The organism is Burkholderia metallica (assembly GCF_001718555.1).
GTDB lineage: Bacteria > Pseudomonadota > Gammaproteobacteria > Burkholderiales > Burkholderiaceae > Burkholderia > Burkholderia metallica.
In genome coordinates this window covers 2019458-2041302 of sequence record NZ_CP013403.1, presented here as the reverse complement: position 1 = coordinate 2041302, position 21845 = coordinate 2019458, and the positions used below count along the sequence as shown (strand labels likewise).

General features: G+C 70.2%; 21 protein-coding genes. 10 read left to right on the top strand and 11 right to left on the bottom strand.

The features are described from left to right. Positions 1-271: 271 nt before the first annotated feature. Positions 272-1066 (bottom strand): AraC family transcriptional regulator, encoded by a 795-nt coding sequence (locus tag WJ16_RS28645; protein WP_069260370.1) that lies wholly within the window; start codon positions 1064-1066, stop codon positions 272-274. 170 nt (positions 1067-1236) lie between these two features. Between WJ16_RS28645 and WJ16_RS28640 the strand changes: the two genes are divergently transcribed. Further along, complete coding sequence (locus WJ16_RS28640; protein ID WP_069261190.1) at positions 1237-2070, top strand: molybdenum cofactor biosynthesis F family protein; 834 nt, start codon at positions 1237-1239, stop codon at positions 2068-2070. After that, positions 2067-2876: an SDR family oxidoreductase gene (locus WJ16_RS28635; RefSeq protein ID WP_069260369.1), complete on the top strand. Its 810-nt coding sequence runs from the start codon at positions 2067-2069 to the stop codon at positions 2874-2876. Before WJ16_RS28640 ends, WJ16_RS28635 begins: the two co-directional genes overlap by 4 nt. Positions 2877-2979: 103 nt before the next feature. Here WJ16_RS28635 and WJ16_RS28630 read toward each other — a convergent pair whose 3' ends face one another. Further along, positions 2980-3462, bottom strand: a complete 483-nt coding sequence (locus WJ16_RS28630; protein ID WP_069260368.1) for a cupin domain-containing protein — start codon at positions 3460-3462, stop codon at positions 2980-2982. A 286-nt stretch (positions 3463-3748) separates the two neighbouring features. After that, positions 3749-4441, bottom strand: a complete 693-nt coding sequence (locus tag WJ16_RS28625) for a dihydrodipicolinate reductase (RefSeq protein ID WP_069260367.1) — start codon at positions 4439-4441, stop codon at positions 3749-3751. 673 nt (positions 4442-5114) lie between these two features. Between WJ16_RS28625 and WJ16_RS28615 the strand changes: the two genes are divergently transcribed. From WJ16_RS28615 to creD, 4 genes are all read left to right on the top strand, one after another. Continuing rightward, positions 5115-5828, top strand: coding sequence for an SDR family NAD(P)-dependent oxidoreductase (locus tag WJ16_RS28615; RefSeq protein WP_069260365.1), 714 nt, complete (start codon positions 5115-5117; stop codon positions 5826-5828). A 79-nt stretch (positions 5829-5907) separates the two neighbouring features. Continuing rightward, positions 5908-6618 carry a two-component system response regulator CreB gene (creB, locus tag WJ16_RS28610; RefSeq protein ID WP_069260364.1) on the top strand — a complete coding sequence of 237 codons (711 nt, stop codon included), beginning with the start codon at positions 5908-5910 and terminating at the stop codon, positions 6616-6618. Between the two features lie 15 nt (positions 6619-6633). Beyond that, entirely contained in the window at positions 6634-8121 is a 1488-nt protein-coding gene (creC, locus tag WJ16_RS28605) for a two-component system sensor histidine kinase CreC (protein WP_069260363.1), read from the top strand. A gap of 114 nt (positions 8122-8235) precedes the next feature. Beyond that, positions 8236-9627, top strand: a complete 1392-nt coding sequence (gene creD / locus WJ16_RS28600; RefSeq protein WP_069260362.1) for a cell envelope integrity protein CreD — start codon at positions 8236-8238, stop codon at positions 9625-9627. Between the two features lie 79 nt (positions 9628-9706). On the opposite strand, the gene WJ16_RS28595 is transcribed toward creD, so the two are convergent. Further along, a complete protein-coding gene (locus tag WJ16_RS28595; RefSeq protein ID WP_069260361.1) occupies positions 9707-10129 on the bottom strand; it encodes a RidA family protein in 423 nt (140 codons plus the stop codon). 356 nt (positions 10130-10485) lie between these two features. On the opposite strand from WJ16_RS28595, the gene WJ16_RS28590 reads away from it, so the two are divergent. After that, positions 10486-10683 (top strand): oxidoreductase-like domain-containing protein, encoded by a 198-nt coding sequence (locus WJ16_RS28590; protein ID WP_069261189.1) that lies wholly within the window; start codon positions 10486-10488, stop codon positions 10681-10683. Positions 10684-10767: 84 nt separating this feature from the next. On the opposite strand, the gene WJ16_RS28585 is transcribed toward WJ16_RS28590, so the two are convergent. Next, positions 10768-12228, bottom strand: a complete 1461-nt coding sequence (locus WJ16_RS28585) for an MFS transporter (protein ID WP_069260360.1) — start codon at positions 12226-12228, stop codon at positions 10768-10770. Between the two features lie 170 nt (positions 12229-12398). Between WJ16_RS28585 and WJ16_RS28580 the strand changes: the two genes are divergently transcribed. Beyond that, positions 12399-13271 carry a LysR family transcriptional regulator gene (locus WJ16_RS28580; RefSeq protein WP_069261188.1) on the top strand — a complete coding sequence of 291 codons (873 nt, stop codon included), beginning with the start codon at positions 12399-12401 and terminating at the stop codon, positions 13269-13271. Between the two features lie 48 nt (positions 13272-13319). On the opposite strand, the gene WJ16_RS28575 is transcribed toward WJ16_RS28580, so the two are convergent. Then, positions 13320-14222, bottom strand: coding sequence for a LysR family transcriptional regulator (locus WJ16_RS28575; protein WP_069260359.1), 903 nt, complete (start codon positions 14220-14222; stop codon positions 13320-13322). 98 nt (positions 14223-14320) lie between these two features. Between WJ16_RS28575 and WJ16_RS28570 the strand changes: the two genes are divergently transcribed. Beyond that, positions 14321-15304, top strand: a complete 984-nt coding sequence (locus tag WJ16_RS28570) for an NAD-dependent epimerase/dehydratase family protein (RefSeq protein WP_069260358.1) — start codon at positions 14321-14323, stop codon at positions 15302-15304. Between the two features lie 172 nt (positions 15305-15476). On the opposite strand, the gene WJ16_RS28565 is transcribed toward WJ16_RS28570, so the two are convergent. From WJ16_RS28565 to WJ16_RS28545, 5 genes are all read right to left on the bottom strand, one after another. Beyond that, positions 15477-16178: a DUF2848 domain-containing protein gene (locus WJ16_RS28565; RefSeq protein ID WP_069260357.1), complete on the bottom strand. Its 702-nt coding sequence runs from the start codon at positions 16176-16178 to the stop codon at positions 15477-15479. 49 nt (positions 16179-16227) lie between these two features. Beyond that, the gene (locus tag WJ16_RS28560) at positions 16228-17463 is read right to left on the bottom strand and encodes an MFS transporter (RefSeq protein ID WP_404822567.1); all 1236 of its coding nucleotides are present in this window, start codon (positions 17461-17463) and stop codon (positions 16228-16230) included. 163 nt (positions 17464-17626) lie between these two features. Then, positions 17627-18313, bottom strand: a complete 687-nt coding sequence (locus tag WJ16_RS28555; RefSeq protein ID WP_069260356.1) for a DUF4286 family protein — start codon at positions 18311-18313, stop codon at positions 17627-17629. 99 nt (positions 18314-18412) lie between these two features. Next, positions 18413-19489 (bottom strand): LysR family transcriptional regulator, encoded by a 1077-nt coding sequence (locus WJ16_RS28550; protein ID WP_069260355.1) that lies wholly within the window; start codon positions 19487-19489, stop codon positions 18413-18415. 182 nt (positions 19490-19671) lie between these two features. Beyond that, on the bottom strand, positions 19672-20463 hold the full coding sequence (locus WJ16_RS28545; RefSeq protein WP_069260354.1) for an SDR family NAD(P)-dependent oxidoreductase: 792 nt from the start codon (positions 20461-20463) through the stop codon (positions 19672-19674). 396 nt (positions 20464-20859) lie between these two features. On the opposite strand from WJ16_RS28545, the gene ypfJ reads away from it, so the two are divergent. Further along, on the top strand, positions 20860-21741 hold the full coding sequence (gene ypfJ / locus WJ16_RS28540) for a KPN_02809 family neutral zinc metallopeptidase (RefSeq protein ID WP_069260353.1): 882 nt from the start codon (positions 20860-20862) through the stop codon (positions 21739-21741). The last annotated feature ends 104 nt before the right edge of the window (positions 21742-21845 follow it).

Sequence of the window (21845 nt, the reverse complement as noted above, 5' to 3'; positions counted from 1 at the left end):
ATCGTCGCGTGGCGCAGCCGTGCGCGTCTTGAACGAAATTGCAGCGTGCTCGGGCGCATCTCCTCTGGTGTGCCGGGCACGGGAACCTTGACCGTCGCGTTCCAGATGCCGGCGACGTCGCCGTCGGACGCTTCGAGCACTTCGGCCTTGAAGCCCTTGCGCTCGCTATGCGTGCGCCACGGCGGGGCGCATATCGTTACCGTCGACGCGGCAACGTCTTCGAAGGGGGTTCGCATGCGCATGGCAGTCGTCACGCGGCATGGCCGTGGCGTCAGACCGCCTGAGTGAACCGCCCCGGCGTGATCCCGAACTGGCGCGCGAACGCACGCGTCAGGTGGCTTTGATCGGCAAAGCCGGCTTCGGCCGCGGCATCGGCGATCGGCAGGCCGCCGGCGAGCAGCGCGCGCGCCAGCCGCGCACGCGACTGGATCAGGTACGCGTGCGGCGTGATGCCGAGTTCGCGGGCGAACCCGCGCAGCAGCTGGAAGCGGCTCACGCCGCTCAAGTCGGCCAGTTCGGCGAGCGAAACGGGCGCGGCCGGCGCCGCGTCGAGCCGCTCCCGGGCGATGCGGATCGCCGGGGCGACGCCCGCCGCCGGCAGCGAGCGGTTCGCGTGCCGGGCGAGCAGCCCGGCGACGAGCATCACGAGCGCCTCGTCGCGGGCGAGCGGCGGGGATTCTCCCGCGACGATGCGCGCATGCAGCCGGCCGACGGCGGCCGCGAGCCGCGCGTCGCGCACCGCCGGATGGGCGAGCTCGACGCCGCCGACACCTTCTTCCGCCGCGACACCCGCGACCAGCGCGGGGGCGAGGTACAGCATCCGCCAGCGCCGGCCCGTGCCGGCCTCGATCGGCGCGCCGTCGTGCATCTCGCCCGGGTTGACCATGATCGCGTCGCCGGCCAGTGCGTCGACCTGCCCGCGGCCGCTCCACGACCGGTGCGCGCCGCTGACGATCACGCCGACCCCGAATTCGTCGTGCGCGTGGCGCGGAAACGCGCGGTCGGATTCGAGGCTGATGGCCTCGATGCCTTCGCCGGTCCGTCGGTAATGGGTGACGCGGTGCATGTGCGCTCCTCGCGCCGGGCGCGGCGCGGATTTCGTGCACTTTAGCGCGTTCCGGCGCCGCGCGCCCTTCATCCTTTTGGCCGATACCGCGCGGCGCACGCAGCCCCCACCATGTGCACATGAGCAGCGTACACGGCCCGCCGGGCATGAAGCTGCGCGGGAGACGGCAGGTGGAACGACAGGATCCGGTATTCATTCAGGTTGGCGCGCTCGCGGACGGCTTCGCGCCGGAAGCGAACACCCTCGCACCCGTCGACGCGCTCGCCGGGCGCACGCTCGCGCTCGGCGATGCATCGGGTGTGTGGCGCATCTATACGTTCGAGCGCGGCGCGCTGCAGTGGCGCGACGCGGCGACCGACACGGGCGGCCGCGAGCCGTGCCGCGTGACGCGGCTGCGCGGCGGCCTGTACTTCGTCGACTACATCGATTCGACGGTGCGCGCGACGTCGGTCAGTCTCGTGATGGATCTCGATGCCGGCGTGTGGACGTCGGTGGTCGGCACGCTGCCGACCGAAGCCGATACGCACATCGACGCGTTCACGCGAGTTGCGCGCGGGCTGGCGCTGACGGGCGTCGAGGCCGGTTTCCGGCACGGCACGCTCGGCGGCCACACGCAGCCGGGGCCGCTGCACGGGCCCACGCGCGAGCTGATCGGCAAGCGGACGATGTACCGCTACAGCCCGACCGAATGCTACGAGCACATCTACCTGAACGACAACTTCTACGCGTGGCAGTGCCTGCAGGGTGTCGAAGCCGGGCTGGCCGATGTCGACCGCTGTCATTACTTCAGGATTGCAGACGAACTGTACCTGTTCGTGTGGCGCGAAAAAGTGGTGCCGACGCTCGGCGTCGTGTTGATCGACCTCGCGCAGCGCAAGACCGACGGCAAGATCTTCGGCTACCAGGGCGGCGATTTCGGCACGCTGTCGAACTTCCCGGTCGGCGCCCATGCGCTCGTGCTGAACGACACTGTGCATCCGCTCGGCGGCGAGGCGCCGCGATGACCGCCGTGCCGGGCAGCGGCCGCCTGCGTGCGGATTTCAGCGGGCGCGTCGTCCTCGTCACGGGCGCCGCGCAGGGGATCGGCGCGGCGATCGCGCGCCGCTTCGCGGAATCCGGCGCGTTCGTCGCGCTGGCCGACCTGAACGGCGAGGCCGCCGCCGCGCAGGCCGACGCGCTCGCGAGCACGGGCGGCGACGCGCGCGCCTATCAGGTGGACGCCGCCAGCCGCGACGAACTGCGCGCGCTGGTCGCGGCGGTCGAGCGCGACGGCGGCCGGCTCGATGTCGTCGTCCACAATGCCGCGTATTTTCCGCTGACGCCGTTCATGCAGATCGACCAGCCGACGCTCGACCGGACGCTGTCGGTCAACCTGTCGGCGTTGTTCTGGCTCGCGCAGGCCGCGTTGCCGGCATTCGAGCGCGCGGGAGCGGGGCGGCTGCTCGTCACGTCGTCGGTGACGGGGCCGCGCGTCGCGTACCCGGGACTCGCGCATTACGCGGCGTCGAAGGCCGGCGTGAACGGCTTCATTCGCGCGGCGGCACTGGAACTCGCGCGCCGCAACGTGACGGTGAACGGTGTCGAGCCGGGGATGATCCGCACGCCGGCGGCCGGCAATCTCGGCGACGCGTCGCTCGCCGCGCAGATCGCGCGCGACATTCCGCTTGCGAGGCTGGGCGAGCCGGACGATATCGCGAACGCGATGCTGTTTCTTGCATCGGCCGACGCCGCGTACATCACGGGGCAGACGATCGTCGTCGACGGCGGCGCGACGCTGCCCGAGAGCGGGGCGGTGCTGGACGGTACGTGACGGCGGGCCGGGCAACGACCGCCGGAACAGCGCGGTGTCGGCGGCCCGCTGCGAGCGCGCGCGGCGGGCTCGGTGCGGGCCGTCCGGGGCATTCGCGCAGGCGTCAGTCCGGCCTCCCGTCATGGCCGCCGAGCGGCCGGTCGGGCCAATCCACCCAGCGGTCCGCGCGGGTCAGCTCGTAGGCCTCGTTCATCGGGTAGCGGATGCGGTTGTCGTCGCGCGGACGTTCGCCGATCACCATCAGCCGGACTTCGTCCTTCGTGTTGTTGATGAAGGTGTGGCAGATTCCGGTCCCCGCCGGGAACGCGACGGATTCGCCTTCGGCAACGGGGTAAAGCACGCCGTCGATCCAGACGTCGGGCTTGCCCTCGAGCACGTACACGAACTCCTGCTCGGTGCTTTCGGCATGCGGATAGGACGTCCGCCGGCCCGGCAGCAGCCTCACGTGATGAATGCCGATCCGCGTGATGCCGAGTTTCTCGGAAAGCGGTGCGTCGAGCGCCATCGGCTCGGTGTCGCCGCGATAGCAATGCGCTTCCGGTTCTTCGAGCTCGGTCCAGTGCTTGATGAAATCGGGACGGGTCATCGGTTGCGCTCCTTTCAGGGGGATGTCGAGGTACGGGCCGGCCGCCGACGTCGGCCGCGAATCGCGCCTGACCTCTGCGAACGGACCTCGGCCGATAACTTACCAGCCAATATGCAACGACGGTGCACGTCGTGGTATTCGGGCGGTGGAATGCGCGGCCCGGAGGTCGCCGACGAAGCGGCCGACGACATTCAGGGAATGTCGCGACGTCGATTATTCGCGCAGCGCCAATGACGTGCGTGACGCGACACGCGCGGGCCGGCCGCCCTGCATATTGCCGCGGCGACTACACCCAGCCGTTGCGGATGAACTCGACGATCGAATAGCGGCGGGGTTCGAGATCGTGTTGCCGGACGGCATCGACGATGCGCGACACGCCGTCCGCATACGGTGCCGCACCCACCACGCGCGATTCGAACTGCAGGCTGCATGCGCCGTCTTCGATACGTATCCGGTGAATCGCGTGACGGCCGAGCTGATCGTCGGCGAGCCCGAATTCGCCGCGCTGCACGTCCGGGTCGCGCACGGAGCGGATGTCGTCCGGCCGCACGCCGAGCGACTGGCCGATCCCGACGGCCGTGCCGGGGACGGAGGTCTTGCCGGCCTGGTGCGACTCGGTCAGGCTGATCCGGCAGCCGTGAAACAGAGGGCCGCTGGTCTCCAGCATGCTCATGAACTTGAGCATCAGGATGTTCGTGTTCGGGCACAGCACGACCGGGAACGCGTGCGCACCGGTTTCGAGCTCGGAGCCGGTCGACAGTTCGACGAGCGGCGATGCGGTGGCCCCGCAGAACGCGATCGCGGCACGGAGTTCGCGGCCGGAGCCGGCATGCACGACGATCGTTCGTGCCGGGCTGCGTCGGGCGTCGCTTTGCGCGCTGTCCGACCATGGCATCACGTGATACGTTGCCGGGTCGAGCCGGTGTGCGTCGAGCAGCTCGCTGGCCAGCTTGCCGGTTCCTACGACGAGAACTTGCATGGAATCGATGGATTGAGGTTCGGGATTCTGGATGGAGATGACGCGGGCCGTCGGGTGCCCCGGCCCGGTCGCGTCTGACCGGCTTCGTGCATTATGCCCGGCCGGCCGTCGGCGTGCCCGCCGGGCCGCGCGGGCGGCGACGCGTTCAACCTGATGTACCCGTTCCGGCTGCGCGACACGTGGATGCCGAAGCCCGGCCGGCTCGGCTACGTGCTCAACACGCCGACCGCACACCGCGTGCACCCTGCGTCGAACCTCGACTGTCTCGATGCGAACGAAGGCGGCGTGTCGAGTGTGTTCGACCGGCCCTTCAGCACCTGTGTCGCCGAGCGTGTCGCCGAGCGGTGCCGTTTCGGCCTCGTCACGTCGGCCCCGCTCGCGCAACCCGTTCGTCGTCGGGCGCGAGCACTGTGCGAGCCGCGCCCGCGACATCGCAACGGCCCGCGACGTGGGGGCCGCGATCCGCTTCATGCCGCCGCCGGGCTGGCGTTCGGACAACCCGGACAACCCGGGCGAAACGACGGAGGAACTACGCCGCCGCAGGCCCGTCGCCGTGCGCACGGATGCGTGAACGGCGCTACGCTGTGGCGAATTGCCGGCCGCGCATGCATCCCGCGGCCGGCCTCTGTCATGCAAAACGCATCCAGCAACCCTCGATCCAGGAGAAACATCGATGGAACACGAACTCAAAGGCAAGGCAGTCGCGATCACCGGCGGCTTCGGCCATCTGGGCGTCGCGACGGCCGCGTGGCTCGGCGCGCGCGGCGCGCGCGTCGCGCTGATCGGCCGCGGCGCGGCCCCGGCCGCGCAGGCGCTGCCCGGCGTGCCGGCCGACGCGCTGCGCATCGGCGGCATCGATCTCGTCGATCCGCAGGCCGCCGTGCAGGCGCTCGATACCGTGCAGCGCGAATTCGGCCGGGTCGACGCGCTGCTGAACATCGCGGGCGCGTTCGTGTGGCAGACGATCGCCGACGGCGATGCCGCCACGTGGGACCGCATGTACGACCTGAACGTGAAGACCGCGCTGAACGCATCGAAAGCGGCGCTGCCGCACCTGCTGGCGAGTCCGGCCGCGCGCATCGTCAACATCGGCGCCGGCGCGGCGTTCAAGGCCGGCACCGGGATGGGCGCCTATGCGGCCGCGAAGGCCGGCGTCGCGCGGCTCACCGAGGCGCTGGCGGCCGAACTGCTCGACCGCGGCGTGACGGTGAACGCGATCCTGCCGAGCATCATCGATACGCCGCCGAACCGCGCGGACATGCCGGACGCGGATTTCACGCGCTGGGTGCGGCCGGAGCAGATCGCGGCGACGATCGGCTTCCTGCTGTCGGCCGACGCGCAGGCGATCACCGGCGCGTCGATTCCGGTGACGGGCCGCGTCGCGTAGCGCGGCGGGCAGGGGCGCGCACGGCGGCCGGCCGTGCGTACAATGTCGCACCGGAAACGCGCGAGCCCAGCCTGAGCCCATGAATCAGCCCAACATCCTGATCGTCGAAGATGAAGCGGCGATCGCGGACACGATCGTCTACGCCCTCGGCACCGAAGGCATGCAGACTGTCCACTGCACGCTCGGCCTCGCGGCGCTCGATCGCCTGCGCGACACGCGCTTCGATCTCGTGGTGCTCGACGTCGGCCTGCCCGACCTCAGCGGTTTCGAGGTATGCCGGCGGCTGCGCACGTTCTCCGACGTGCCGGTGATCTTTCTCACCGCGCGCCACGATGAAATCGACCGGATCGTCGGGCTCGAAATCGGCGCCGACGATTACGTGGTCAAGCCGTTTTCGCCGCGCGAACTGGCGGCGCGGGTGCGCGTGATCCTGCGGCGCTTCAACCGCACGGCCGCACCCGAAACGACACCCGCGCCGGCCCCGGCGCCCGCCGAAACGCCCGCACCGGGTTTCACGCTCGACCTCGACGGCGCGCGCGTGTCGTGGCTCGGCCACGCGCTGGACCTCACGCGCTACGAATTCGGGCTGCTCGCGCTGCTGGTCCGGCATCCGGGGCGCATCTATTCGCGCGAGCAGCTGATGGACCTCGTGTGGCACGAGGCACTCGATTCGGCCGACCGCACGGTCGATACCCACGTGAAGACGCTGCGCGCGAAGCTGCGCGCGATCGACCCCGAGCGCGACCCGATCCGCACGCATCGCGGGATGGGTTATTCGCTGCAACCGTAACGACCGGCACCGCCCATGCATATCGGCCTGCGCATCTTCTTCGGTTTTTTCCTGATCGTCGGCCTGGCCGCGCTGATCACGCTGCGCGTGTTCGTGCAGGAGGTGAAGCCCGGTGTGCGCGAGGCGATGGAGGACACGCTCGTCGATACCGCGCAAGTGCTCGCGACGCTCGCCGCCGACGACATGGCGAACGGCCATATCGCCGACGGCGCGTTCGCGCGGCAACTGTCGAACCTGCACGAGCGCGCGGTCAGCGCGAACGTGTGGGGCGTGCAAAAGAACGCGATCGGCTACCGTCTCTACATCACCGATGCGCACGGCATCGTGCGCTACGACTCGTCCGGCAAGGCCGTCGGGCAGGACTATTCGCGCTGGAACGACGTGTACCGCACGCTGCGCGGCGAATACGGCGCGCGCAGCACGCGCAGCGATCCGAACGACGACAGCAGCACCGTGATGCACGTGGCGGCGCCGATTCGGCACGGCAACGAGATCATCGGCGTGCTGACGATCGCGAAGCCGAACCAGACGGTCGCGCCGTTCATCGCGCGCAGCCAGCGCAAGATCATGCTGTACGGCGCGCTGCTGATGGGCGGCGCGATCCTGATCGGCGTGGCGTGCACGTGGTGGCTGGTGGTCGGGCTGCGGCGCCTGCAGCGCTATGCGCGCGCGATCGCGGCGGGCGAGCGGGCCGACATGCCGCTGCAGGGCGCGAGCGAACTCGCCGAGCTCGGGCGCGCGGTGGAGAGCATGCATCGGCGGCTGGAAGACCGGCAGTACGTCGAGAACTACATCCATACGCTCACGCACGAGATGAAGAGCCCGCTGGCGGCGATCAGCGGCGCGGCCGAACTGCTGCACGAAGAGATGCCGGTCGCGAACCGCCGGCGCTTCACCGAGAACATCCGCCGCCAGGCCGGCCGCCTCGAACAGATGATCCGCAAGCTGCTCGCGCTCGCCGAAGTCGAGCAGAAGCAGCGCCTGTCGGTGCGCGAACCGGTCGCGCTGCGCCCGATGCTCGAACAGCTCGTCGACGACATCGAGCCGCGCGCGCGGCAGCGCGGCGTGAACCTGGCGATCGACGCGAGCGACGCGGCCAATGCGGCCAATGAGGCCAATGGGGCCGATGGGGCCGATGCGGCGATCGTCGAAGGCGATCCGTTCCTGCTGCGCCAGGCGCTCGGCAACCTGCTCGACAACGCGCTGGATTTCGCGCCGCAGGGCAGCACGATCCGCATAGCGCTCGAACGGCAGCCGGCGGGCAGGGCGCACGTCGCGGTCGTGCGCGTCGTCGACGACGGCCCCGGCGTGCCCGATTACGCGCTGGCCCGCGTGTTCGAGCGCTTCTATTCGCTGCCGCGCCCCGACGGGCAGGATCGCAGCACGGGCCTCGGGCTGTGTTTCGTTCGCGAAGTCGCGATGCTGCACCGCGGCCAGGTCGCGCTCGCGAACCGCGACGAAGGCGGCGCGTGCGCGACGCTCACGCTGCCGTCGGCAGGCTGATCGCGCTTCACGTTCGCCGCACGTTCGCCACACATTCGCTTCACGCAGGCTTCAATCGCCCTTCACCGGGCCGGATCATGCTGACCGTACCCTTTACTCCGGTACCTGTCGGCCATGAATCGAGTCCTGTTGTTCAAATTCGCGATCACCGCGTTTCTCGCGCTGCTGATCCTGATCCCGCTGCAGATGGTGCAAGGCATCGTGCAGGAGCGCGCCGCGTATCGCCGCGATGCGCTGCAGAGCATCTGGTCGAGCTATGCGGGGCCGCAAACCGTGTCGGGGCCCGTGCTCGTCGTGCGCTACACCGAAGTCACGCGCGTGCGCGACGACGCGCCGGCCCGCGGCGCGCCGAAGACGAGCCTGAAGAGCGAGACGAAGCGCCTGCTCGTGTTTCCGAAGACGCTGAACGTCAACGGCACGCTGACGACCGGCATTCGCTATCGCGGCATCCACAAGGCGCTGGTCTACGAGCTGGCGAGCCGGCTGACCGGCACGCTGCCGTTGCCGGACCTGAAGAAGCTGCCGGAGGCCGACGGCCACGTGAGCTTCAAGATCGACGACGCGTACGTTGCGCTCGGCATCGGCGACATTCGCGGGCTGACCGCGCGGCCCGACCTGCGCATCGGCGGCGCGCGGCTCGACGTCGAGCAGGGTGCGCGGCTGGAGAGCTTGCGCCAGGGCGTGCATGCGAACGTCGATCTCGCGGCGCTGGCAGCGGCGAACGCGGGCGAGGCCGTGCCGTTCAGCATCGACCTGCCGCTGCGCGGCGCGGAGTCCGTCGCGTTCGCGCCGGTGGGCGACCAGAACGATTTCTCGCTGAAGTCGACGTGGCCGCATCCGAGTTTCGACGGCGCGTTCCTGCCGACCAGCCGCACGGTCGATGCGCACGGCTTCACCGGCAACTGGCGCGTGACGTCGTTCAACACGAAGGCGCGCGAGCAGATCGCATCCGGCAACGGCGAGGGCGCGATCGAAATGGCGTCGGTGTCGATGATCGAACCCGTGAACGTCTATCTGCAGACCGAACGCGCGACGAAGTACGGCGCGCTGTTCGTGATGCTCACGTTCGCGAGCTTCTTCATGTACGAGCTCGTCAAACGGCTGCGCATTCACCCGATCCAGTACACGCTGGTCGGCCTGTCGCTCGCGCTGTTCTTCCTGCTGCTGCTGAGCCTGTCCGAACACATCGCGTTCGCCAGCGCGTATCTCGCGGCAAGCGGCGCCTGCATCGGGCTGCTCGGCTTCTACCTGTCGTTCGTGCTGCACAGCGTGAAGCGCGGGGCGGTGTTCGCCGCGCTGCTCGCGGTGCTGTACGCGGCGCTCTACGGGCTGCTGCTGTCGGAAGACAACGCGCTGATGCTCGGTTCGCTGCTGCTGTTCGCGATCCTCGCCGGCATCATGACGCTCACACGCCGCGTCGACTGGTATTCGCTCGGCGCCGCGTGGCAGCCGCTGGCCGACAAGGCGGGCGCGGCCGCCGCGAAGCCGGGCGCGCAGGCGAAGTAAGCGCGCGGTCGGCGTGCAGGAGCGCCGGCCGGGAAAGTCACGGCCGGCGCGTCACACGGTGCTGTGCAGCGCCGCCGGTTCACGCACGCGATGCGGGCCGGCGAAACCGCGCCAGCGGAATTTCCGCGACGGCGGCGATCTCGATCAGCAGATCGGGATGGTAGAGACGCGCGACCTGGACGGTCGTCGTCACGGGATACGGCTCGGCGAAGTACGTGCCGCGGATGTCGCCGGCCTGCATGAAGGCGTCGATGTCGGTCGCGTAGTGCACGAGCGAGATCACGTCCTGCATCTGCCCGCCCATCGACGCGAGCACGGCGCGGATGTTGTCGAGCGTCTGCCGCACCTGCGCGCGCATGTCGCCGACGCCGACCACGCGGCCGTCGCGGTCGAGCGCCACTTGCCCCTTCAGATGCACGATCCGGCCGTCGCCCTGGATCACGGCCATCGAGAACGCGCCGAACGGCGCCCAGACTTCCGGCGGATTGACTGCTTCGGCCATCGTGCGGTTCCTGTCGGGCGATGAGGACGATCAGTATGCCGGAGCGGCTCCCCATCGGCGACGCACTGTATGGCACGCGCAGGTTGCGTGGCGACGCCGCGCAGCGAACGACGGCGCCCGAGCGGCGTGGCGTCGTGTTCCGCGATTCGCGGCACGCGTTCGTCGACCGTCCGGGCGCGAGCGGTGTTGTGCTTGCCGAGGCGAGCGCCGAAATCGAAGTATGGACCCGCGAGATCCGGATGCGCGACGCCGGGGTGATGATTCGGGGAGATGGCGCAACGTGGAACGACCCGCGCGCCACGCAGGCCGCACGGCATCCGCTTATACTGAGCGCGTCACTTCATCCGATTTTCGCCGTGCCCGATACTGCCGCTCCGGAATCGTCCGTCGACGATCCCCGTCCGACCCCGCCGATCCAACCCGAACTGGAAGACTGCTGCAACAGCGGCTGTTCGCCCTGCGTCTTCGATCTCTACGACGAAGCACTCGCGCGCTATCGCGTCGAGCTGGCCGAATGGGAAGCGCGCCACGCGCAACGCCGGCATCCCGCGTGAGCCGGATGGCGGCGAGCTGCCGCACCGGCGGCTGCGTCGTTTTCGCTTCGTCGGCCCCCGCCTGCGCCGCGATTCCCGTTTCGCTCACGCGCCCGCGTGCAGCCGCCGATGCAGCGGCCCGAGCATCGCCGATAGCGCCACGCACGCGAGCAGGACGGCCGTCAGCGCGAACATCGACGTCCGGAACCCCTTCACGTAATCGAGCGCGGCCGGATGCGCGCCGAGCCGCGTGAAGAACAGGCCGCCGAGCGTCGCCGCGCCGACGGCCGCGCCGATTTGCAGCATCGCGGTGACCATGCCGGATGCGACACCCGCGCGCGCCGTGTCGACTTCCGCGAGCACGATCCGCACGACCGACGGCAGCACGAGGCCCTGGCCGATCCCGATCGCCGCGATCCCCGCATAGAAGCCGGGGCCCGGTGCGGCCGCGCCCGCCAGCGCGGCGGCCGTCGCGACGCCGGCCGCGAGCATCGCGAAGCCGAGCGTGAGCACGCGATAGCCGCCGAACCGGCCGACGAGCCGCGGCATCAGCAGCGGGCTCGACAGGAAGCCGAGCCCGAGCGGCAGGATCGCGAGCCCCGACGCGAGCGGCGACCAGTTCAGGCAGCCCTGCAGATAGATCCCGTAGCTCAGGAAGAACGCGCTCAGCGTGTAGAACAGGAACGCGAGTACGAGCCCGAGCGCGACGACGGGATGGCGAAACAGCCGCACGTCGAGCAGCGGATCGTGGCCGCGCGCGAGACGGCGCGCCTCGACCGCCAGCAGCGCGCCGAGCATCGGCAGCGCGCCGACGAGGCACGCAACCATCCACAGCGGCCAGCCGGCGTCGCGGCCCTGCGTGAGCGGGTAGACGAGCATCAGCAGGAACAGCGACAGCAGCGCCATGCCGGGCACGTCGATGCGCTGGCCGCGCGGCGGCCGGCTTTCCGGGATGAAGCGCCAGCTGCCGATCAGCGCGAGGAGGCCGATCGGCAGGTTGACGAGGAAGATCGCGCGCCAGCCGAGCCCGAACGGATGCAGGCTGATCAACGCACCGCCGCCGAGCTGGCCGATCACGGCCGCGAGGCCGAACACGAAACCGTAGAAGCCCATCACGCGCACCTGCTCCTGCGGGCTGAACACGCTGCGGATCGTCGCGAGCACCTGCGGCGCGAGGATCGCGGCGAACAGGCCCTGCAGCACGCGGCCGCCGACCAGCACCGCGCCGCTGCCGGCGAGCCCGCACAGCGTCGACGCGACGACGAAGCCGGCCATCCCGATCATGAACATGCGCTTGCGCCCGTACAGGTCGCCGAGCCGGCCGCCGGTGATCTGCACGACCGCGTTCGCGCACGCGTACGCCGACACGACCAGCTGCAGCTCGGCCGGGCGCGCGCCGATGCCGTCGCGGATGGCCGGCAGCGCGAGATTCACAATGAAGTAGTCGAGTGGCGGCAAAATCGCGCCAACCAGCAGGACCACCAGCGCCCAGCCGTGGTGGCTGCGCGGCGTCGCTGCGGCGGCCGTACCGGCCGGCACGCAGGGAGCAAGGGTGTCGTTCGTCATGGAAGCAGGTCCGAAAGAATGAGTGCCACATTCACGCCGAGCGCGACGCCGGGCGCGCCGGTTCGGCCGTGGACGGGCGATTGATCCCCATTCTGGTTCGTGTCGACGAATCGGAAAAGCGGGAATTGGTGGTAGCATCCATCGGGTAACTCGATGGATGGAGAATGACGATGCGCGGTTTCGACCTGGATCAGTTGCGGACTTTCGCGGCGGTCGCGGACGCCGGCAGCCTGACGGCCGCCGCGCCGCTGCTGCACCTGTCGCAGTCGACGGTCAGCGAGCAGGTGCGCAAGCTCGAGTCGCGCGCCGGTGTGCCGCTGTTCGTGCGCAGCAAGCGCGGGGTCGAGCCGACGCCGGCCGGCGCGCGGCTGCTGCAGCACGCCCGGCGCATCGTCGCGTTGAACGAGGCCGCGTTCGACGAAGTGCGCGGGCAGGCGATCAAGGGCGAACTGCGCGTCGCGATCACCGATTACTACCGGACGAACGAAGTCGCGGGCCTGCTCGCGCGGCTGCGGGAGTGCTACCCGCAACTGAGCCTGCACGTGAGCGCGATGAAGAGCGCGGATATCGAGGCGGCGCACGCGCGCGGGCAGGTGGATCTCGGCGTGGTGATGAACCTGTCGAGCGGGCCGTTCCGGCCCGCGTCGGCCGATACGCGCTGGGTGCTGCGGCGCGAGCCGCTGTCGTGGGTCGCGTCGCCCGCGCTCGCCGAGCAGTTGCCCGAGCCGCTGCCGCTGGTGCTGCTGCCGGACGACTGCATGATGCATCAGATCGCCGTGCGCTCGCTCGACGAGCAGCACACGCCGTACCGGCTCGTGCACAGCGCGTCGGGCGTCGCGGGGCTGCAGTCGATGCTCGCGGCGGGGCTCGGGGTGGGCTGCCTGTGCGCGTCGGCGATCGGCGACGGCCTGATGCGGCTCGGCGCGAAATACCGGCTGCCGCCGCTGCCCGACGCGGTGTTTTCGCTGACGCCGCCGATGCCGGGCGAACGCGACACCGTCACGCAGGCGCGCGAGGTGCTGTCGCGCCAGTTGCTGATGTAGAACCGGGCCGCGCGATTCGCACGCGTCACGTGCGCGGCCGCGCACCGTCTATTCGCCGGCTTCGCCGTTCACGTACGCACGCAGCCCGTCGGCCAGCGCGTCGAACACCGCACGGCAGCGCGGGCTCGTGCGCAGATCCTCGTGCATCACGACCCAGGTTTCCAGCCGCATCGCGAGCGTGTCCGGCAGCACGCGCACGAGCCGCGCGTCGCGTGCCGCGAGCCGGCTCTGGCAGAAGCCGATCCCGTAGCCGGCGCGGATCATCGCGAGCTGCGCGAGGTTGCTGTCGGTGCGCAGCGAGAATGCGTCGCGCTTCCACTGCGGCATGCCGCGCCCCGCCGAACGGATGAACGGTGTGATCGTATCGAAGCCGATCAGCGCGTGATGCGCGAGTGCATCGACCGTCGCGGGCGCGCCGTTGTGCGCCAGGTAGTCGTCGCGCGCATACAGCCCGATCTCGATGTCGCCGATGCGCCGCGCCACGAGCGCCTCCTGCACGGGCGGCGCCATCCGTACCGCGATGTCGGCCTCGCGCTTGAGCACGTCCTGGATGCGATCGGTCGGCACCAGTTCGATGACGAGCCCCGGATGGTGGCGCCGCAATTGCGCAAGAATCGGCGGCAGCACCTCGACGGCGATCACGTCGCTGGCCGAGATCCGCACGATGCCGCGCACGCCGGCGCCGTGGCTCGCGGCCGCACGCTCGAATGCGGCCGCCGCGCTGCGCAGCGCCTCCGCATGGCCGCGCAGCGCGAGCGCCGCCTCGGTCGGCAGCAGGCCGGACGGCGAGCGCGTGAACAGCGTCTGGCCGAACGCGGCCTCGAGCGCCGCGACGTGGCGGCCGGCCGTCGGCTGCGTGATGCCGAGCGCGCGCGCCGCGCCCGACAGCGAGCCTTCCGTCAGCACGGCGAGGAAGGTGCGATAGCGTTCCCAGTTCAGATCGATGGCCATGCATAAATGTATAGCCGATCGCTTGTGTTCGGCAATTCCTTGATAGCCGGAATCGCACCAGAATGCGTGTCATCACGGTTCATTCAAGGAGAGCGGCAATGACGACGAACGCAGGCGGCACGCCACGACAGGCCCTCGTGCTTGGCGCGAGCGGCGGGATCGGCGGGGAAGTCGCGCGGCAGTTGCGCGACGCGGGCTGGCAGGTGCGGGCGCTCAAGCGCGGGCTCGATGCCGAAGTCGTCGAGCGCGACGGCATCAGATGGATACGCGGCGACGCGATGGACCGCGACGCGGTCGTCCGGGCCGCGCGAGGCTGCAGCGTGATCGTGCACGCGGTGAATCCGCCGGGCTACCGGAACTGGGCCGGGCAGGTGTTGCCGATGATCGACAACACGATCGCAGCGGCGAAGGCGGCGCGGGCCACCGTCGTGCTGCCGGGCACCGTCTACAACTACGGCGCCGACGCGTTTCCGGTGCTGTACGAAGACGCGCCGCAGCATCCGTCGACGCGCAAGGGCGCGATTCGCGTCGAGCTGGAGCGGCGGCTGCGGGATGCGGTCGGGCAGGGGATTCGCACGATCATCGTGCGCGCCGGCGATTTCTTCGGGCCGAAGCTCACCGGCAACAGCTGGTTTGCGGCCGGGCTCGTCAAGGCCGGGCAGCCGGTTTCCGCGATCAGCGTGCCGGGGCGGCGCGGCGTCGGGCATCAATGGTCGTACGTGCCGGACGCCGCGCGCGCGATGGTCGAGCTGATCGAGCGGCGCGACACGCTGGAACCGTTCGCGCGTTTTCATCTCGGCGGACATTGGGACGAGGACGGCGCGCAGATGGCCGAGGCCATCCGACGCGTCGCGCAGCGGCACGGGCTGCGTCCGACGGTGCGCAAGTTCCCGTGGTGGTTCGTGTGGGTCGCGGCGCCGTTCGTCACGACGCTGCGCGAATTGCTCGAAATGCGTTACCTGTGGCGCGAGTCGATTCGGCTCGACAACACGCGGGTGACCGCGGTGCTCGGCCGCGAACCGGTGACGCCGCTCGACACGGCGGTGGAGGCGACGCTCGCGGGGCTCGGGTGTCTGAAGTGAGCCACGGCGGCCGCGAACGCAAGCGCGTTCCGATCTGATCCGCGCGCCCCTTCGTCGATGTTGCTGCAAGAAGGTACCCACGACCGCCGGAATGCCGGAGGACCGGCAGGGGGCAGGCGCCGCGCGCAACAAGCCGTCGCGCCCGTGCGCCGTGCGATTTTCCTACTGCCCGTCACGCGACGACCGGCAGCACCTCCACCGCATAGCGGTGCCGAAGGCTGCGCCCGAGCACCGGATCGTGCAGTTCCATTTCGAACGCATCGCCGTCGCCCATCGCGGCGATCGCGCCATGCACGGCGACCGTGCCGCCATACATCGCGCAGCGCGCGGGCATCGTGCGGCGGTCGTCGAAGCGCTGCCACAGCACGTCGGGCGCCAGCAGGCCGCTGACCGCGCCGTGCTGGTACGCGGTCCGCCCGCCGTCGCGCGCAATCAGCCACGAACGCATCTCGATCGCATCCCAGTGATCCGCAACCTCGGCGTAAAGCCACGCGTCTTGGCCGAGCGGTTTCGCGCATACCTGTTTCGACACCGCGACGCCATAGGCTTCGACTTCGCGATCCGTATGATCGGAGCCGACGGTCACCAGCGTGCCGGCCGGGCTGTCGACCAGCACGCATTCGATCTCGCCGCCCGAGCGCGCGCCGAGCACGCCGATCGACGGCGCCTGCGTGAGCAGCGCGGACGAGACGCGATAGAAGCACGGGGTGGTCGACGGCGGCGCGACGCCGAGCGCCGCGAGTTCGTCGATATGCGCGCGGATCGCGGCCGGATCGCGGCCGGCCCAGCCGGCGATCACGACGCGCTCGATGTCGACGTCGACCGGGGCCGGCGCGCGCTGGAGGGAAATCACGTTGAACGACAGGGTTTGCATGCGGTTATCCGTCTGGAATGCGAATCAATGAAACGGGTGAGGACGACGCTCAATCCGCGAGCGGCTTGTGCGCGGTTTCGCGTGCGACGAGCAGCGCGATCGACGTGACGACGAGCGCGGCGGCGACGTACAGCGAGACGGCCGTCGTGGTGCCCGTCTGCCGGAACAGTGCGGCGATCACGAGCGGCGCGAAGCCGCCGCCGACGATGCCGGCGAGCGTGTACGCGAGCGACGAGCCCGCATAGCGCACGCGGGTCGGGAACTGTTCGGTCACGAACGCGCCCTGCGGGCCGTACATCACCGCGTGGATCACGAGGCCGATCGCGACGGCCGCGACGATCGCGGCGGGGCGGGCCGAATCGAGCAGCGCGAAGAACGCGAACGCCCACACGATGCCGGCAAGCGCCCCCGCGAGATATACGGGCCGACGGCCGAAGCGGTCCGACAGCGCGCCGAAGAACGGCACCGCGAGCGCGTTGCAGGCCGTGCCGATCATCACGGCCGTCAGTGCGACGGGGCGCGAAAGGTGCAGCACGGTCGTCACGTAGGTCAGCGTGAACACGACGATCAGCGCATACAGCACGTCCGAGCCGATCCGCGAACCGCCCGCGATCAGCAGGCGCTTCCAGTGGTACTTCAACACGTCGGCAACCGGCACGTCGGCGGTTGCATGCGATTCGGCGAGTTGCTCGAACTGCGGCGTTTCGTCGACGCCGCGACGCAGCCAGAAACCGAACACGACGAGCAGCGCGCTGGCCGCGAACGGCACGCGCCAGCCCCACGACAGGAAGTCGGCCGACGTGGTCGACAGCGTCACGAGCGCGATGCAGCCGGTGCCGAGCAGCGTGCCGAACGACGGGCCGATCTGCGTCCACGACGCGGACAGCCCGCGCCGCTTCTGGTCGCCGTGCTCGACCGACAGCAGTACCGCGCCGGCCCATTCACCGCCGAGCGCGACGCCCTGCACGAAGCGCAGCGCGACGAGCAGGATCGGGCTCAGGATGCCGGCCTGCGCGTAGGTCGGCAGCACGCCCATCAGCGCGGTCGTCACGCCCATCAGCACGAGCGTGAGCATCAGTACCGCGCGGCGGCCGATGCGGTCGCCGAGATTGCCGAACACGAAACCGCCGAGCGGGCGCGATACGTAGCCGACCGCATAGGTCGAGAACGCGAGGATCGTGCCGGCCAGCGGATCGACCGACGGAAAGAACAGGTGGTTGAAGACGAGCGCGGCGAGCGTGTTGTAGATCGTGAAGTCGTACCACTCGAGCGACGTGCCGATCATGCTCGCGGTCGCGAGTCGGCTGTTGCGGACGCGGCGGGGCGCGTGGGCGGCGGGCTGGGCGAGAGTGCTCATGGTATCGGGCATGTCGTGACGGAGGACGAAGTGAAGCGCCGGGCCGATGCGCGGGCGTGCATCGCCCGTGCGGTGCGGCCGGCGTGGGCGATCAGGCGGGCAGCGCGGTGGCGGCCGGCGCGGCGGCGACGTCGCCGCGCGCCGCATGCAGCGGTGCGGCGGCGCGCCACAGCAGCGCGAAGGTGCGCACGTCGTCGTGCCCGGCGAGCGCGGCGGCCACGCGGCGCGTCGCGGCCGCATCGCTGCCTTCGATCAGCACGAGCGCGTCGGCGGCCGGGCGGGCGGCCGCATCGGCGCCGATCGGCGCGGACAGCTCGGGCGCGGTGCGGAAGAGCCGTGCCGCGTGGATGCCCGGTTCGTGCAGCGCGGCGTCGAAGCGCTCGCGCAGTTGCGGTACGTCGATACGATCCGGCGGCAGCACGAACAGTGCGAGATGCGCGCCTTCGCCGTCGCCGGCCTCGATCGTCAGGTCGCCGACGCGTCGCTGCGTGCCCGTCATGCGCTCGAAGTTCGCGAGCGACCACGCGGTCTGGTGCGTGAACGCGCGCCGGTACGCATCGCTGCGGAACACGTCGAGCGTCTCCGTCACGTACAGCGCGAGGTACTTGCGCGGGCCGTCGTCGGTCGCGCTAAACCGCCGCGCATGCGTGAAGCCGGGAATCGCGACGCGCTCCTGCATGTGCTCGCGGTCGTACCACGCGTTGAAATCGGCTTCGTGCCCGGGGGCGATATCCGTCCAGACGCAGAGCTGGCCGTGCGCAGGGGAAAGGCGGGTCATGGCAGGTTCCTCGTGATGCTGTGTATCAGGAACTGCAGTGTCCCGAATGCGGGCCGCGCCCGTCCAACAAGAAAACAAATTCGCGGTGAACAGGTTTTCTTATGAGCGGCGCGGGCGGCGTTTTGCTGCGGGCGGCGCGGCTTGAGACGCGCGTGCTGCTTTTGCCTGCGGATTCGATTTCGTCTTCGTTTTTGTCTTTGCCTTTGCTTTTGCCAGTGTCGTCGCACGGGCGGGACGTACATCGTCCGTGTCGGCCGTTTCGGGCACGCGCGATGCGGCCGGCTTCGCCTGGCTCGCGCCGGACGGCATCGCGCGCGCGACTTCGCTGGCGAGTTCGGCGATACGCGCGGCCACCGGCAGGCCCTGGCTGCGATACGTCGCGACGAGCGGCAGCGACGGGAATTCGGGGTCGACGTCGAGCAGTTCGAGCGCGCCTTCGTGCAGCTCGCGCCCGATGATCGCGGGCGGCAGCGCGGCCACGCCGAAGCCGTCGGCGACGAGGCGGATCATCGCGGCGACCGACGTGATGCAGTTGATGCTGGCCGGCCGCTCGACGGCCGCGAACAGCCGTTCGATCGTCGCGTGCGGCCCCGAGTGGCGAGAGAAGCTGACGATCGGGAAGTCGGCCAGGCGCGCGACGCCGAGCCGCTGGCCGCCGAGCCCGAGGCGTGGGCTGGCTGCCCAGCGCACCGGGAACTCGCACAGCGGCAGGTTCGTGAAGTCGGGGCCCGGCACCGGGTCGGTCTGCAGGATCAGGTCGATGCCGTCGGTGCTGAGCAGGCGGGTCAGGTGCAGCGTCGTGTCGCTCGTGATCTCGACGTCGAGGCGCGGATAGCGCTCGCGCAGTTGCGCCATCAGCGCGGGAAACCAGCTGTGCACGATCGATTCGATCACGCCGATCCGGATCAGGCCCGCGTCGCTCGCCGCATCGATGTCGCGGCGCATTTCGCCGTCGAGCCGCACGATCCGCTCGGCATACGCGAGCATGCGGCGCCCGGCGGGCGTGAGCGTGGCCGAGCGCGTGTTGCGGTCGAACAGCCGCACGTCGAACGCTTCCTCCAGCGACGCGATGCGGCTCGATACGGCGGCCTGCGTCGTGTGGAGTTTTTCGGCGGTGAGCCGGAAGTTTTCCAGCTTCGCGAGCCAGACGAAGGTTTCAAGAAACCGGATGTTCATCGAAGTCCGAACGGTGAGGCAGTGCCGGGCAACGCGGCGGGATCGGTCGATGGTAGCGGATTTTCAGGGGCGGGAAACGTGCGGGCGGCGGCCCGCGCGTGAACGGCGGGCGCCAAACCGGAGGGCATGCGCGACACGCGGCCCGCGACGCGTGCGTTACGCGGGCGGCGTACCCGCGCCAGTCAGAGCGTGTCGAACGCGAGCGTCGGTACGTCGACGACCGTCGCGCCGCCGTCGGCGACGAGCGTCGCGCCGGTCACGAACGATGCGTCCGACGACGCGAGGAACGCACAGACCGCCGCGATCTCGTCCGGGGCGGCCGCGCGCCGCAGCGGCACGTCGGCGCTGACGCGCGCATACGCGCCGTCGAGCGTGTCGCCGTGCGCCGACATCAGCGGTTCCATCTCGGCATCGGCCATCGGCGTGCGGACCCAGCCCGGGCATACCGCGTTCGCACGCACGCCGTGCGGCCCGTAGTCGCGCGCGAGCGAGCGGGCGAGCCCGAGCAGCGCGTGCTTGCCGACGGTGTAGCCGCACACGCCGGGCCCTGCCGCGAGCGCGGCGATCGACGCGACCAGCACGATGCTGCCGCGCTGCGCGATCAGGTCGGGCAGGCACGCGCGTGCGCTGACGAACGCGGTGTCGAGGTTCGCGTGCATCGCGTCGCGCCACTGCGCGTCGTCGGTTTCGCCTGCGCAGCCGAGCCCGTGGCCGCCCGCGCACGCGACGAGCGCGTCGACGCGACCGAAGCGTTCGGCGATCTGCGGCAGGAAGCGTGCCCAGTCGGCGGGGCTCGCGGCATCGCCGGCCAGCGCGAGGCCGCCCGTTTCGGCGGCCAGCGCGGCGAGCGGCGCCGGGCGCCGCCCGATCAGCACGACGCGATCGCCGCGGCGGGCGAAACGGTGCGCGCACGCGGCGCCGATGCCGGTACCGGCGCCGGTGATCACGATCGTGCGGGGTTGAGGGTTGGTCATGGCGGGCTCCGGGAGGTGTCGTTGCCGGTCACTTTAGGGGGCGCCGGCGCGCGCCGGTATCCGCCGAAAGGATGAACGCAGGCGGCATCCGGCCCGGCGTAACGGCCGTCGGCCATTTTGCAAAGGCTGACGATGTCCGGCGCCGAATCGCTCTATCCTCCACATTTTTGCGATAAGTCACGAAAGCCCGGCAAAATAGCGCGGGCGGGCCGCGTATCGACGCGCGACGCGTCGGCCGGCCGATTCCGTCGCGCGGGCGCGGTGGCAGGCCGGCGATCCCGGCATGCGCACCCTGCCCGGGTTGCACCGGCCGAAATCGCGCTGCGACAACACACATCGCCCGGCCGCGCGCCTGCGCGCCGGACCATCGACAAGAACGAACAGGGAGGGCCGGCTATGAGGCTGGACGACGAAAGGGAAAGCACGAACGTCGAGGATCGCCGCGGCGCGGGCGGGTTCGGTGGCGGGCGTGGCGCGACGATCGGCATCGGCACGATCGTGATCGCGTTCGCGGCATCGTATTTCTTCGGGATCGACCCGCGCGTGGTGCTCGAAGGCGCGTCGGCGCTGCAGGGCCGCCAGCAGCAGGCGCAACCCGCGCCCACGCAGCGGCAGGGCGCGCCGGCGGACGACGCGGGCTCGGTGTTTACGCGCAAGGTGCTCGGCAATATCGAGCGCACGTGGACGAGCGTGTTCAATACCCAGCTGCATGCGCAGTACCAGCCGCCGACGCTCGTGATGTTCACGAACTCGACGCCGACCGCCTGCGGCACGGGCCAGACCGCGATGGGGCCGTTCTATTGCCCGGGCGACCGCAAGGTGTACATCGATCTCGGCTTCTACGACGAACTGCGCAAGCGGTTCGGCGCGGGCGGCGATTTCGCGCAGGCTTACGTGATCGCGCACGAAGTCGGCCATCACGTGCAGAACCTGCTGGGCATTTCCGACAAGGTCGACGCCGCGCGTCGGCGGGCGAGCCAGGCGCACTCGAATGCGCTGTCGGTGCGCATGGAACTGCAGGCCGACTGTTTTGCCGGCGTATGGGCGAACAACGCGCAGCGCGCGAACCAGCGGCTGATCGAACCCGGCGATTTCGAGCAGGGGCTGAAGGCGGCCGCCGCGATCGGCGACGACCGGCTGCAGCAGCAAGGGCAGGGCTACGTCGTGCCGGAAAGCTTCACGCACGGCACCAGCGACCAGCGCGTGTACTGGCTGCGGCGCGGGATGGAGTCGGGCGAGCTGAGCGCCTGCGACACGTTCGCCGCGAACGCACGCTGACGCGAGGGCGCGCCCCGTCGCGCGCCCGCCTCGTCCCGGACGAAACCGGACCGGCCGTCGCGGCCGCACCCGGCCGCGCCGGGCCGGGACGATTTGCCGATTTG